Below are 12,559 nucleotides of genomic sequence, written 5' to 3' on the forward strand. Positions count from 1 at the left end.
CGGTACCGTCTGGGCCATGTGTCGACTCTTTGGCCTGCATGCCGGCACCGACGTGGTCAACGCGACGTTTTGGCTACTGGATGCACCGGACAGCCTTTCCGAGCAAAGCCGAAGGAACCCGGACGGTACGGGCCTGGGTGTTTTTGACGAGCACGGCCGCCCGCAGCTGTACAAGGAACCGATAGCGGCTTGGCAGGACGCCGACTTCGCCACCGAAGCGCACCAGCTGACCGGTACGACATTCGTCGCTCATGTTCGCTATGCGACGACTGGGTCGCTCGGTGTGCACAACACCCACCCGTTTTTGCAGGACGGTCGAATCTTCGCGCACAACGGCGTCCTTGAGGGGCTGGATGGGATCGATGAACGGTTGCGTGAGGTCGGCACCGACGATTTGGTTTTGGGCCAGACCGATTCCGAGCGGGTGTTCGCCTTGATTAGCGCCGCGATTCGCGACCGTGACGGCGACGAATCGGCCGGTCTGGTCGACGCCATCACGTGGCTCGCGGAGAACGTGCCAATCTACGCGGTCAACGTACTGCTCAGCACGGCCACCGAAATGTGGGCGCTGCGCTACCCGGAAACTCATGAGCTCTACCTGCTGGACCGGCGACACGACGGCGCGCCCGAATTCGACCTGACTACCAAGCGAATCCGGGCGCGCTCGGAGCGGCTGCGGGTGCGATCGTCGGTGGTGTTCGCCACCGAGCCGATGGATGATGACCCGCGCTGGTGTCTGGTGGCCCCGGGCGAGCTGGTCCATGTCGACGCCGCGCTTGAGGTCAGCCGGAATGTGGTGCTGCCCGACCCGCCCCGGCATCTGCTGCGTCGCGAGGACCTCAGCATGCCGGTGGAGCGTGCGCAGCACGCGCTGCCCGGCACCCGCAGGCTACCTCGATGACGACCCGACGCGCGCTTGTCCTGGCCGGCGGAGGTCTGGCTGGAATCGCCTGGGAGACAGGTGTTCTGCGCGGTATCGCCGACGAGTCGCCCGAGGCGGCCCGGCTGCTGCTGGATTCCGATGTGCTGCTGGGAACATCGGCCGGCTCGACGGTCGCGGCACAGATCAGCAGCGATTGCACGCTCGACGAGCTGTTCGACTGGCAACTCGCCGAGACGTCTGCTGAGATCGATCCCGGTGTGGATATCGATGCCATCACGCAACTCTTCCTTGACGCCTTGCGCGAGCCCCGACCGGCCGGGTTTGACCGGACACGGGGGCGATTGCAGCGAATCGGCGCGGTCGCGCTGGCAACCGGAACCGTCCCCGAGCCCGTTCGGCGTCAGGTGATCGCCCAGCGCCTGCCGTCACATGACTGGCCGGACCGGGTGCTGCGCGTCACCGCCATCGACATCGCCACGGGCGCACTTGTGGTTTTCGATCGAGACTCCGGTGTCGAGCTGGTCGACGCGGTCGCGGCCAGTTGCGCCGTGCCGGGTGCGTGGCCGCCGGTGACCATCGCAGATCGGCGCTATATGGACGGTGGGGTGGCCAGCTCGGTCAACATTGCCGCGGCCGACGATTGCGAGATGGCCGTCGTCTTGGTGCCCGCTGGCGCGAACGCTCCGTCGCCGTTTGGTGCTGGGGCGGCCACTGAGATCGCGGCGTTCGCCGGTGCGACGCTAGCCGTGTTCGCCGACGACTACTCGTTGGCCGCTTTTGGTCCCAACCCACTGGATCCACGCTGCCGTGCCACTTCGGCGCGGGCCGGACGTCAGCAAGGCCGCCGGGAAGCGGCGGCCGTCGCCCGCTTCCTTGGCGTCTGATCAACCGTGCTCGATGCGCGCGTGACTGTGGCTTGTGGCGATCGCCCGTACCGCTGCGAGGACGTCGGCGTTGGTGTGGTTGGCCATGACCTGCAACCGGAAGCGCGCGTGGCCCTTGGCCACCGCCGGGTATTCGACAAGGTTTGCGACCAGGCCGTCGGCGTGCAACTGCCTACTCACCAGACGCGCGATGGACTCGGTGCCCATCTTGACGCAGACGATGGGCGACGGCGCCCCGTAGATGTCGAAGCCCGCATCGTTGAGGTGACCTCTCAGCAGCTGGATATTCTCCATCAGTTTCTGCCTCAGCTGGTCCCCCTCGGAGCTCGCGACTATGTCGAAGGCCTTCAGTACGATGGCGGCCTGGATCGGGGAAAGCGCGTTGGAGAAGGTGTTCGGTGACGCGTAGAAGCGCAGATACTCGGTGACCGCGCGATGCTTCGCGATGACGAATCCACCGTTTGACGCGAAGGTCTTCGAAAAGGAACCCATCACGAGATCGACCTTGCCGACCATGGCCTGCAGGCCGAGATGTCCTCGACCACCGGGGCCCATCGCGCCAAGGTCGTGCGCAACGTCGACAACCAGCGTCGCGCCGAACTCGTGGGCGAGATCCTGTAATGCGGCGATATCGGGGGTATCCGAGTTCATCGAGAACAGTGCCTCGGTCACCACCATGATGCCGTTGTGCGCGTCCATGGCCCGGATCGCCGCCAGCTTTTCGCGTGCGGCTGCCATGTCGTTGTGCCCGAACAGGTGAATGTTGCGGGTCGCGGCCTGCGCGCCTTCCTGCAAGCACGCGTGGGCTAGTGCGTCCATGACGATGTGATCGTTGGGCCGCACCAGGCCCTTGATAACCCCGAAGCCGGCGGCCCAGCCGGTGGGGAAGAGGCTGACGAACTCGGTGTCCAGGAAATCCGCAATCCGGCGTTCAAGGGCAATGGACACCGACGTGTTCCCAACAAGAGCTGGAGACCCCGCGCTATGGACCCCGTACTCGTCGATCGCCTCTCGCGCCGCTGCTTTGATATCGGGATGCCCGGACAATGACAGATAGTCCTGTGACGCGAAGTTGACGCCATCCATCTTTCTGCCGGCGTCGTCGTAGACCGTCGCAAAGGTTCTGGGGCCGGCTTCCGTGGATCGGCCGTACGGCCACAGGCGATGCGCGCGTCGCAAGTCCTGCCATCGGTAGAAGTGCAAGATTCGCTCAAGCAGGCTGTCACCGCTCAATCGGCGGAAATCGCGCAGGCTTCCGCTCAAGGCCGCTGGATCCGTTGCTGTCGCAGATTCGATGCTTGTCCCAACTTCCGCTACTGCCGCAACTTGGCTTGCGTCGGTGATGCCCGTTGTGAGGGTCACGTGCACTCCTAAGGACTTGCCGGGATGTCGCATATATCAGAGCGACTGAATACGGAGCAATCATTTGATGAACATTGAATCCACGGGCCTGCTCTGGCAGGAATTGTGCAAGTTATCCGGTTAGGTGTATAGCACGCCGTCGAGCGTTATAACAACGATTTATTGTCCCGAATTTGGCAGTTCTTAGTGTTCGAGTAGCGGCGGGCCTGGGATAGGGCGGTGATGAGGTAGTCGTGATGAGGTAATCGGGTAGTGGCAAGTAACGCAACCCAGTTCACAGTTGCCGGTGGCCGCGGCCGAGATGAGGGCGGGTATGCGCGTTGTGCCTTTTTGCGGCGCTAGCCGCAATTCGGTGGCTAGGCTGCCGCACCCGGGGATGCTTGTTCCGAAGGCTACAATTCAGATCACCTTATGGGCGTACTGTTTAAGTACGATAATGCGCCGTAAGTCAAGCATTACCGTGGGCGCCGGGGTTGAATTAGGTTGTTGTATTCCGATCAGCCCTCGATTGCGGGCGGCGCATCCGTATCAGCTTCGATTTCGAATTCATTCAACGCGCGCGTGGCCAGCTCGCGACCGACGGCGATCACCTCTACCGCTCGGTGGAATTCCAGGCTTCGGCAGGTCGCGCGCGGTACCTCGATCAGCAGGTCGGCCGGATAGGCCGCCAGCGTATGGCGGGCGAGCGCGGATTGAGCGATGTCGATCGTCCGATTCATCACCTCGAAGCTGCCCATCTTGGGGATTCCTGGCGCGACCGGCGCGTCACCGGGCTCATCCGAGACGCCCGCGGGCTGCTCGATCTCCGCGTCTTCCGACCAGGAATCCGATTCTGGGACCGCCGCGCCGAAGCGACTCAACACTGCCCGCGCTGCCGGCCGGTCGAGCAGTGATCGAGCGGCGCTGGCGTCGAACAGTGCCGAGGTGCTGCGCACCATGCGGTTCCACCACTCGGCTGTGACACCCGCCTCGCGACCGCCGGCGGCCTCACTGCCGTTGAGGCTCACCGCGATCGTCAGGTCGGCGTTGACACCGGCGATCGGCGCCATCGGCAATGGGTCGAGGATGCCTCCGTCGGCGAGCAGGCGTCCGTCGATTTCGTGCGGCGCAATCACCCCCGGTATCGCTATGGATGCCCGGATGGCTTCGTCGAGTGGCCCGCGTTGAAACCACACCGACTTGCCCGCGAGTAGGTCGGTCGCCACCGCCGTATACGGGATGGGCAGTTGCTCGATGTTGACCGGGCCCAGGATGTCGCGCACCGCGTCCAGGATCTTCTCCGCGCGTAACACTCCCGCCGCGGTAATCGACGGGTCCAGCAGTCGCAGAATGTTGCGCTGTGTCAGGGACTTCGCCCAGTCGGCGAGCTCGTTGAGTCGGCCGGCCGCTTGCACCCCGCCGACTACCGCGCCCATCGACGAGCCGGCGATCCCCACGATTTGGTAGCCGTGCTCCTGCAGTGCCTGGATCACCCCGATGTGGGCGTAGCCGCGCGCGCCGCCGCTGCCAAGCGCCAACGCGACGCGGATCCCAGACGATCCCCGCGGTCGCAGTGCTACTGGTTCAGACATCCCTTCATTCTGCGCGGCGACGCGCCCTGTCGCGGAGCCGGTTGCCAGTTTTGTGCACGCCTGATCTCAATTGCAGATTGCTATCCGCATTCGTTGTTGGCGGCTGCGACGGCCGCGACAATCACCGCCGATTGTCGCGCCGGCGTCAGGTCTGCCCACCGGATGTTCCAGCTACCCGCAACTCCAGACGGCGATGCCTGAACCATCGCCAAATACCGCTCGATGAGCGATTCCCTGGTGCTCTGCTGGGTCACCATCCACTCTCTGGCGGCATGGCAGGCCTGGAAATACTGCTCCTCGGTCGAGTCTGCGGGAACGTCAACCCTGGTTGTCACGCCCGCGGGGGAGACGCCGATGGCGCCCGGCGGCAGCAAATTGGCAACGCTTGATGACCGCGCGGACGAAGAGGCGGCTTTGCCGCTGACGTCGCTATGCGAGCAGCCCGTGACGGTCGACAAACATGCCGCCGCCATGACCATCCCCCACTGCAGGGGAACATGACGGCTGCGGTGCACAGTCCCAATCTATGCAACACTGTCTGGCGTGATGGAGCGCTACGGAATTTGCGAGTGTTGTCGGCCCTGACACGCCGCCGCTTGCCCTATCCGTTTCACTCCTTGGAGTTCGTCCATGGTCATGCCTCTTGTCACGCCAACCATCACAGCCCCGGCCGCGGGACCCACCCGGTTGCGGGTGCCCGATCTCCTGAACGCCACCGACCGAGCCGCCGACGACGTGCTCAGCGGACATTGCGACCACCTGTTACCCGAGGGCGGTGTGTCGGAGACCGAGCGTTGGTTCACCCGCATCTACGGTGACGACGAATTGGACATCTGGCTGATCAGCTGGGTCCCTGGTCACGCGACGGAGTTGCACGACCATGGCGGGTCGCTCGGAGCACTGACGGTGCTGAGTGGTTCGCTCAACGAATTCCGTTGGGACGGTAGGCGGTTGCGGCGCCGTCGGCTCGACGCCGGTGATCAGGCCGGCTTTCCGTTGGGCTGGGTGCACGACGTGGTGTGGGCGCCCCGGCCGGCCGTTATCGCCGGCCCCGCAGAACCGACCCTGAGCGTGCATGCGTACTCGCCGCCGCTGACCGCGATGTCGTATTACGAAGTCACCGGTCGTGACACGCTGCGCCGCAAGCGCACCGAATTGACCGACCAACCCGAAGGGGTTCTGTGAGCCGGATCGACCAAGTCCTGGACGCCGCCCGCCGCCGCTATCACCGACTTCCGGCCAGCCAAGTGCCGGAGGCGTTGCGGCGTGGCGCGGTTCTGGTCGACATCCGCCCCCAGGCCCAGCGGGCTCGTGAAGGCGAGATGCCCGGGGCGGTGGTAATCGAACGCAACGTCTTGGAATGGCGTTGCGATCCGACGAGTGCTGCCCGCCTGCCGCAGGCGGTTAGCGACGACGTCGAGTGGGTGATTCTGTGTTCGGAAGGCTATACGTCTAGCCTGGCGGCCGCGGCCCTGCTGGACCTCGGCCTACACCGCGCGACTGACGTCGTCGGGGGTTACCACGCGCTGGTGGCCGCCGGGGTGCTGGCCGAGTTGAGCGGGTAGTCCGGAGGGGGCCGGCAAGCTGGCCGGTCGCACCTCGGATTGCCGGGGCGCCACCTGGTGCTTGCCGGGCTGCTGGCCGAGCCGGCACGGGCCGGCTATTGCCCGCTTGTGCCGGAGTTGCCGAAGATCAGTCCGCCGCTTCCGCCGAGTCCACCGACCCCGTCGAGCCCGGAAGTTTGGCCGGCACCGCCAGTTCCGCCGTTGCCGCCGTTGCCGCCGTCGCCGATCAATTGCGCGTCGCCGCCGTTGCCGCCGTCGCCGCCCTTGCCGCCGTTGCCGTCGGTTCCACCAACTGGCGTGCCTAAACCGCCCTGGCTGCCTTGGCCCCCGGCTCCGCCGGCCCCACCACCGCCAATCAGGCCGGCCGCTCCGCCGCTGCCGCCGCTACCCCCTGCGTGACCGTTGCCGCCGTTACCCCCGGCGGCTTGGATGCCGCTGGTGGTGTTGATGCCGCCGCTGCCGCCCGCGCCGCCGGTGCTGCCAACCCCGCCGGCACCGCCGGCGCCGCCGTCGCCGAACAACCTGCCTGCGGATCCGCCACTGCCGCCGTTGCCGGCATTGCCCGTGTCACCGCCTTTACCGCCGCCACCGGGAGCCTGGCCCCCACTGGCCGCGTCGCCGCCGCTGCCGCCTTGACCGCCGCCGCCGGCGTTGCCGCCGTTGCCGGCATTACCGCCGCTGCCAAATAGCCAGCCGGAGGACCCGCCGTCGCCCCCGCCGCCGGCGTTGCCGCCGACACCGCCGCCGCCGCCGTTGCCGCCTTCCGCGTTGTTAGTTAGCCCCCCGCCGCCTTTACCGCCGACGTTGCCAAGGCCGCCGTTCCCGCCGGCACCGCCGCTCCCGCCGTTGCCGTACAGCAAGCCGGAGGACCCACCCGTGCCACCAGCGCCGGCGTTGCCTCCGCCGCCACCGGCCCCGCCGGTACCAGCAACGCCGAGGATATTGGCGCCGCCGTTGCCGCCGGCGGCGCCGTTGCCGCCGTCACCACCGGTGCCGGCGTTGCCGCCGTGGCCGAACAGTAAAGCGCCTTGTCCGCCGTTGCCGCCGCCGCCGGCGGCACCGCCGGTTCCACCGGCACCGCCATTGCCGCCGCTGGTGCCACCGTTGCCACCGGCCCCGCCGTTGCCGGCGCCGCCGCCGTTGCCCGCGTCGCCGCCGTTGCCGAATAGCCAGCCGGAAGACCCGCCATTGCCGCCTTGACCGCCGGAGCCTCCGCCGCCGCCAGCGCCGCCGGATTGGGCGTTATTGCCGGCAGTGCCTATGCCGCCTTGCCCACCGGTTCCGCCGTCACCGCCGGCACCGCCGTGGCCGTAGAGCCAGCCGCCCTTGCCGCCGGCGCCGCCAGCGCCGGCGTCGCCGCCTTGTGCGCCGTTGGCACCGCCGCCGCTGCCGTTGCCGCCTTGTCCGCCGGCGCCGCCGGTGCCGCCGGCTCCGCCATTGCCAAACAGCCCGGTGGCGCCACCGGTGCCGCCGCTGCCGCCTACGCCACCGGCTACGCCTGCCGCGCCGAGGGCCCCGGCCCCGCCAGTCCCACCGTTTCCGCCGTTGCCGTAGAGCCACCCGCCGTTGCCGCCGGCTCCGCCGTTGGCGCCGGTGCCGCCGGCCCCGCCGTTACCGCCGTTTCCGATCAGCCCGGCCGACCCGCCGGCACCTCCGGTGACTCCGGCGGTGGTTTGCGAAAAGCCGTTGCCGCCGTTGCCGTATAACAAACCGCCGGCGCCACCGTTGGGATTGTCCGCGGTCCCGTTGGCGCCGTTGCCGATCAGCGGGCGTCCGAACAGGGCCTGGGTGGGCGCATTGATGAGACCTAGAACCTGCTGCTCGACGTTTGTTGCCTCGGCACTGGCATACCGTGCGCCAGCGCCGGTCAACGTCTGCACGAACTGGTCGTGAAACAGTGCTGCCTGCGCGCCCAGCTTTTGATAGTCCTGGGCGTGGGCGGAAAACAGTGCGGTGATCGCTGCGGAGACTTCATCGCCACCGGCGGCGGCCAGCGCCGTTGTCGGGGCCAGGGCGGCAGCATTGGCCGCGCTGATCGCCGAACCAACGTTGGCAATATCGGCTGCCGCGGCCATCAACTCCAACGGCGATGCCAGTACGAACGACATGGGCCCCCCTTTGTGCGATAGGTGATCGTGGAGGTGATGTTATCTCCGTCACACCGGATCCCGGGTGCCTTTTAGCGGGTTCCCGACACTTATTTTGTTGGCCTAGCAAGTCTTTTGAATTGTGTTGCACAAATCGACTTTCAACCGCGCTGGGCGTGGTTGGACGACACGGCCGGTGATCGCGAAGGATGATGCGCGATAGGAATTTTCGCCGGATCGCATGGCGCTCAAGAGGTTCGGAGTCCGCGGCAACGATGGTCCGCGCTGTAACCAGCGACATGTCACCTGCACGGACGCAATCGAGCAACTTGGCGTCGCCATCGGCAATTCAGGGCGGATACGTCACCACGGTTCGCGCCAATCCTCGGCATGTCAAATAATTTGACATATGCGGATCGACGTTCGTTGGCGGTCAACGCTATCTAATAGTTAGACAAAGCCATTGTTTGTCCCACGCGCTGGTGGCCGCCGGGGTGCTGGCCGAGCTCAATGGGGTGAGCTAGTCAGCCGGATTCATCGCCCGGTGAGCCCAGTGGCTTCGCGCTGGCGTGCAGCAGCGGCCGCAGCCTTTCCGTCTTCTCCTGTGTCCAGCCGGGCGGCGATAGCACCGCGGCCCAGCCGTCGGCGACGTTGGCGACGTAGCGGTGGCCATGCCCGTCCGGCACATCGGTGGCCACCGCCATGTCGGCAGAGACCTGCAGGAAGGTCACCACCGGGATCCAGCGCGTCTGGGGCAGGACGTCGTAGCCCCGCTTTTCTCGCAGCCAGTCCGGTTTGCTGAACAACAAGTCGGTTGTCCACCAGGCAATCGGGTCGGAGGCGTGCTGTAAATACACCACTCGCGGTCTGCCCCAGGGAACGTCGGGGCGCTGCAAATCGGCTGAGCGGGCGACGAATCGGACGTTGTGGCCGTCGTCGTAGATGGGCAACCACTGCGGTGAACCGGCATCGCGAGTCGAGGTCAAGTCCGTCCAGATGGTGTTGTTGAACGTCGGCCCGCTGAACAATGCCCCGTCGGTGCGTGCCAGGACGTTATTGAGGTTCATGAACGGGGCCTCGCCGCCGAACGATCCGAGGCTCTCGCCGAACACGACCAGCTTGGGCCGCGCGGATTCCGGCAGCTGCCGGATCAGCTTGTCGACGGCCTCGAAGAGCGCCTGACCGGCGTGGCGGGCATTCTCCTTGTCCACCAGGAACGACAGCCAGCTCGGCAAGAAGGAATACTGCATGCTCACGATCGCGGTGTTGCCGTTGTACATGTACTCCAGCGCCGAGGCTTCGGCTTCGTTGATCCAGCCGGTCCCGGTGGTCGTCGCGACCGCGACGACGGCACGGCTCAAGCCGCCGCTGCGTTGCAATTCGCGCGCGGCAAGCTCGGCGGTCGCGATGATGCCGTCCGCGGAATTCAACCCGGCGTAGGCGCGGATCGGCTCGACCGCCGGGGCCGCGTTGAACGCGCTGAGTTGGCGGACGCTGGGCCCGCCCTCGACGAAGATTCGGCCCTGATGCCCCAGCGACTCCCATGACACCAGCGACTGCGGGCCACCCGATCGCATTGGGGTTTTCGGCGGCGCGGTATTGGGGTCCATCTCGTTGTTGACCGAGGCGAAGGTGCCATTCATGGAACGCATCGCGAATTTGAGCACGACACCGTTGAGCAGGGTGATCGTGAGCGTCACCAGCAGGATCACCACGATGGTTGCCGAGAGGCGGAATGGCGCGATCCGGTCGACCTGTGCGACAAGGAAACCGAACAGCCAGCGGATGAACTTACCGATCTCGACCAACGTGAACAGCACCACCAGCGACACGGCCCCGGCCAGTGGATAGTCGTACCACTCCAGGTGCTCGACGCCCATCAGATTGCGCACGTCGTCCTGCCAGAGATGAAACCAGATCGCCATCAACACCATGCCGACCGCGCCGACGGCGACCAGCGGTATCCACGCCCAGCGTGGCGGCGGCGGACTGGTATCTTGCGTGCGCATGTAACGGACCAGCCATACGGCGAAGACACCCAGGCCGTAGCCGATGGCGCCCGAGATACCGCTGACCAGTCCCTGGTACAACGGACCACGTGGCAGCAGCGACGGTGTCATCGAGAGCCACAGAAAGATGAGGCCAACCGCTGTCCCGGTGAATGTGTAGTGGCGCACCCACCATGCGCTGCGAACCGGTTGCGGCTCAGCGGATTCCGCTACTTCGGCTAGTGGTTCGTCGCTGACTTCGGTCGACGTCGCGGCGCCCTGCTCGGTCATCGGTGGGTGAAATTGGGAGGGCGCTTCTCGATGAATGCGGCCATCCCTTCGGATTGGTCGTCGGTAGCGAATGTCGAATGGAACAGCCGGCGCTCGTAGAGAAGCCCTTCGGACAAGCTGGATTCGAAAGCCCGGTTGACGGACTCCTTGGCCATGCGGGTCGCCGACAGCGACATCTGCGAAATGGTGGTCGCAACCGCCATTGCCTCGCTGATCAAATCGTCGGCCGGCACCACCCGCGAGACCAGGCCGCTGCGCTCGGCCTCCACGGCGTCGATGGTGCGTCCGGTCAGAATGAGGTCCATTGCCTTCGCCTTGCCGATGGCCCGCGTCAGGCGCTGCGAGCCGCCCATGCCAGGCATTACGCCCAATTTGATCTCTGGCTGGCCGAATCTGGCTGTGTCCGCGGCGATCAACAGGTCGCACATCATTGCCAGCTCACAGCCTCCGCCGAGCGCGTGCCCGGCAACCGCCGCGATCGTCGGCGTGCGAACGGCGGCGAGTTTTTCCCAGGTGGCGAAGAAGTCGGCGCCGAACGCGTCGGCGAACGTCAGATCGGCCATTTCCTTGATGTCGGCACCTGCGGCGAACGCCCTGGCTGAACCGGTGATGATGATCGCGCCGATACCCGGATCTTCATCCAGTTCGGTTGCGGCGCTGGTGACTTCGTTCATCACCTGGCTGTTGAGCGCGTTCAGCGCGTTGGGCCGGTTCAGTGTGATGATGCCGACGCGGTGATCGCGCTCGACCAGAATGGTTTCGTACGCCATGGCTTAACCTCCCTAGAAACTCAAGTCGTCGTCGACGGGCGCGAAATACGCGGCGACCTCGGCCGCGGTGACCTCGGCCAGTGTTGCCGGCGACCATTTCGGATTGCGATCTTTGTCGATCAGTTGCGCGCGAATGCCTTCCACTAGGTCGTGTGAGCGCAGCGATGCCGACGACACCCGATAGTCCTGGATCAGAACATCTTCGAGCGTCTTGAGTTCGGCTGCGCGGCGTACCGCTTCGAACGTCACCGACAACGAGATGGGGGAGCGGGTGGCGATCAGCTTGGCGGCATCGTTGGCTTCGGGTGCCGCGTGTTCCGCTAGCCTGGCAACGATGTCGACAACGGTGTCACCCGAATAGCATTCGTCGATCCAAGCGCGTTGTGCGGCAAGCTCACTCGGTGGAGGCTCGATAGCGTGGTGCGCCAGAGCGCTCTCCACACCGTCGGCGGCGATCGCCGCGGTGAACGCGTCGAGATCGCTGTGCGGTACATAGTGATCGGCGAATCCCAGTGCTATGGCGTCGGCGCCGGAAAACGGCGCTCCGGTCAGCGCGGCGTGCAGCCCCAGCTTGCCGGGCGCCCGGGACAGCAGGTAAACCCCACCGATGTCGGGGACGAAGCCAATGCCGACTTCAGGCATCGCCACCTTGGAGGTGTCGGTCACCACGCGCGTGTTGGCGTGTGCACTGACGCCGACGCCGCCGCCCATCACGATGCCGTCCATCAACGCCACGTAGGGCTTGGTGAACCGGCCGATCTGGCCGTTGAGCAGATACTCGTTGCGCCAGAACCGTCGCGCGTCGACCCCGTCCTTGCGGGCACTGTGGTAGACGGCCACCACATCGCCGCCGGCGCACAATCCGCGTTCCCCGGCTCCGGAGAGAACCACCGCGCGCACCGCGTCGTCGCGTTCCCAACGCAGCAGCACGGTGCTCAGCGTGTCCACCATCGTTTGGTTCAGCGAGTTGATCGCCTTGGGGCGGTTGAGGGTCACAAAGCCGATACCACCCTCGACACGGGTAAGGACTTCGTCGGATTCCCCGGTCACCGCCCCAGAAACAGCCCCTGTCACGCCCTTGCTCCCCTCGCCGGAATTCGTCCTGAGATCTTGCTCGACGCTGCCAAGAGTTTGACCAGCAATCTAGATCGTGACTCG

Annotated in this window: 11 protein-coding genes; 4 read left to right on the plus strand and 7 right to left on the minus strand. The window is 65.9% G+C overall.

Translation table 11 applies throughout. The features are described 5' to 3' along the window. The first annotated feature begins 16 nt into the window (after positions 1 to 16). The gene (locus tag MSIMFI_RS12745) at positions 17 to 901 is read left to right on the plus strand and encodes a class II glutamine amidotransferase (protein WP_191497476.1); all 885 of its coding nucleotides are present in this window, start codon (positions 17 to 19) and stop codon (positions 899 to 901) included. Beyond that, complete coding sequence (locus MSIMFI_RS12750; RefSeq protein ID WP_191497477.1) at positions 898 to 1,767, plus strand: patatin-like phospholipase family protein; 870 nt, start codon at positions 898 to 900, stop codon at positions 1,765 to 1,767. The genes MSIMFI_RS12745 and MSIMFI_RS12750 overlap by 4 nt, the downstream gene beginning before the upstream one ends. Here the strand turns inward: MSIMFI_RS12750 and MSIMFI_RS12755 are convergent, their stop codons facing one another. From MSIMFI_RS12755 to MSIMFI_RS12765, 3 genes are all read right to left on the minus strand, one after another. After that, positions 1,768 to 3,129 (minus strand): aminotransferase class I/II-fold pyridoxal phosphate-dependent enzyme, encoded by a 1,362-nt coding sequence (locus MSIMFI_RS12755; RefSeq protein WP_224770174.1) that lies wholly within the window; start codon positions 3,127 to 3,129, stop codon positions 1,768 to 1,770. It lies immediately after the preceding gene. Positions 3,130 to 3,626: 497 nt separating this feature from the next. Next, positions 3,627 to 4,700: a patatin-like phospholipase family protein gene (locus tag MSIMFI_RS12760; RefSeq protein WP_191497478.1), complete on the minus strand. Its 1,074-nt coding sequence runs from the start codon at positions 4,698 to 4,700 to the stop codon at positions 3,627 to 3,629. A gap of 80 nt (positions 4,701 to 4,780) precedes the next feature. Then, positions 4,781 to 5,215 (minus strand): lipoprotein LpqV, encoded by a 435-nt coding sequence (locus MSIMFI_RS12765; protein ID WP_186244309.1) that lies wholly within the window; start codon positions 5,213 to 5,215, stop codon positions 4,781 to 4,783. Between the two features lie 115 nt (positions 5,216 to 5,330). On the opposite strand from MSIMFI_RS12765, the gene MSIMFI_RS12770 reads away from it, so the two are divergent. Together MSIMFI_RS12770 and MSIMFI_RS12775 are read left to right on the plus strand one after the other, a co-directional pair. Next, positions 5,331 to 5,885 carry a cysteine dioxygenase gene (locus tag MSIMFI_RS12770; RefSeq protein ID WP_191497479.1) on the plus strand — a complete coding sequence of 185 codons (555 nt, stop codon included), beginning with the start codon at positions 5,331 to 5,333 and terminating at the stop codon, positions 5,883 to 5,885. Beyond that, positions 5,882 to 6,265, plus strand: a complete 384-nt coding sequence (locus MSIMFI_RS12775; RefSeq protein ID WP_191497480.1) for a rhodanese-like domain-containing protein — start codon at positions 5,882 to 5,884, stop codon at positions 6,263 to 6,265. Before MSIMFI_RS12770 ends, MSIMFI_RS12775 begins: the two co-directional genes overlap by 4 nt. 95 nt (positions 6,266 to 6,360) lie before the next feature. Here MSIMFI_RS12775 and MSIMFI_RS12780 read toward each other — a convergent pair whose 3' ends face one another. The 4 genes from MSIMFI_RS12780 to MSIMFI_RS12795 all read right to left on the minus strand — a co-directional run bounded on the left by MSIMFI_RS12780 (position 6,361) and on the right by MSIMFI_RS12795 (position 12,451). Then, complete coding sequence (locus MSIMFI_RS12780; RefSeq protein ID WP_191497481.1) at positions 6,361 to 8,373, minus strand: PE family protein; 2,013 nt, start codon at positions 8,371 to 8,373, stop codon at positions 6,361 to 6,363. 503 nt (positions 8,374 to 8,876) lie between these two features. Beyond that, positions 8,877 to 10,631, minus strand: a complete 1,755-nt coding sequence (locus MSIMFI_RS12785; protein ID WP_191497482.1) for an alpha/beta hydrolase — start codon at positions 10,629 to 10,631, stop codon at positions 8,877 to 8,879. Beyond that, a complete protein-coding gene (locus MSIMFI_RS12790) occupies positions 10,628 to 11,401 on the minus strand; it encodes an enoyl-CoA hydratase (protein WP_186244305.1) in 774 nt (257 codons plus the stop codon). Before MSIMFI_RS12790 ends, MSIMFI_RS12785 begins: the two co-directional genes overlap by 4 nt. A 12-nt stretch (positions 11,402 to 11,413) precedes the next feature. Continuing rightward, positions 11,414 to 12,451, minus strand: a complete 1,038-nt coding sequence (locus tag MSIMFI_RS12795) for an enoyl-CoA hydratase/isomerase family protein (RefSeq protein WP_186245919.1) — start codon at positions 12,449 to 12,451, stop codon at positions 11,414 to 11,416. Positions 12,452 to 12,559: the final 108 nt, after the last annotated feature.

The sequence above is a fragment of the Mycobacterium simulans genome, assembly GCF_900232995.1.
GTDB classification, from domain to species: Bacteria; Actinomycetota; Actinomycetes; order Mycobacteriales; family Mycobacteriaceae; genus Mycobacterium; species Mycobacterium simulans.

What these genes read in the sequence shown, in the direction of transcription:
- MSIMFI_RS12760 (WP_191497478.1), bottom strand. Translation starts at nt 4,700, where the DNA reads ATGTCTGAACCAGTAGCACTGCGACCGCGGGGATCGTCTGGGATCCGC.
- MSIMFI_RS12770 (WP_191497479.1), top strand. Translation starts at nt 5,331, where the DNA reads ATGGTCATGCCTCTTGTCACGCCAACCATCACAGCCCCGGCCGCGGGA.
- MSIMFI_RS12745 (WP_191497476.1), top strand. Translation starts at nt 17, where the DNA reads ATGTGTCGACTCTTTGGCCTGCATGCCGGCACCGACGTGGTCAACGCG.
- MSIMFI_RS12750 (WP_191497477.1), top strand. Translation starts at nt 898, where the DNA reads ATGACGACCCGACGCGCGCTTGTCCTGGCCGGCGGAGGTCTGGCTGGA.
- MSIMFI_RS12785 (WP_191497482.1), bottom strand. Translation starts at nt 10,631, where the DNA reads ATGACCGAGCAGGGCGCCGCGACGTCGACCGAAGTCAGCGACGAACCA.
- MSIMFI_RS12780 (WP_191497481.1), bottom strand. Translation starts at nt 8,373, where the DNA reads ATGTCGTTCGTACTGGCATCGCCGTTGGAGTTGATGGCCGCGGCAGCC.
- MSIMFI_RS12790 (WP_186244305.1), bottom strand. Translation starts at nt 11,401, where the DNA reads ATGGCGTACGAAACCATTCTGGTCGAGCGCGATCACCGCGTCGGCATC.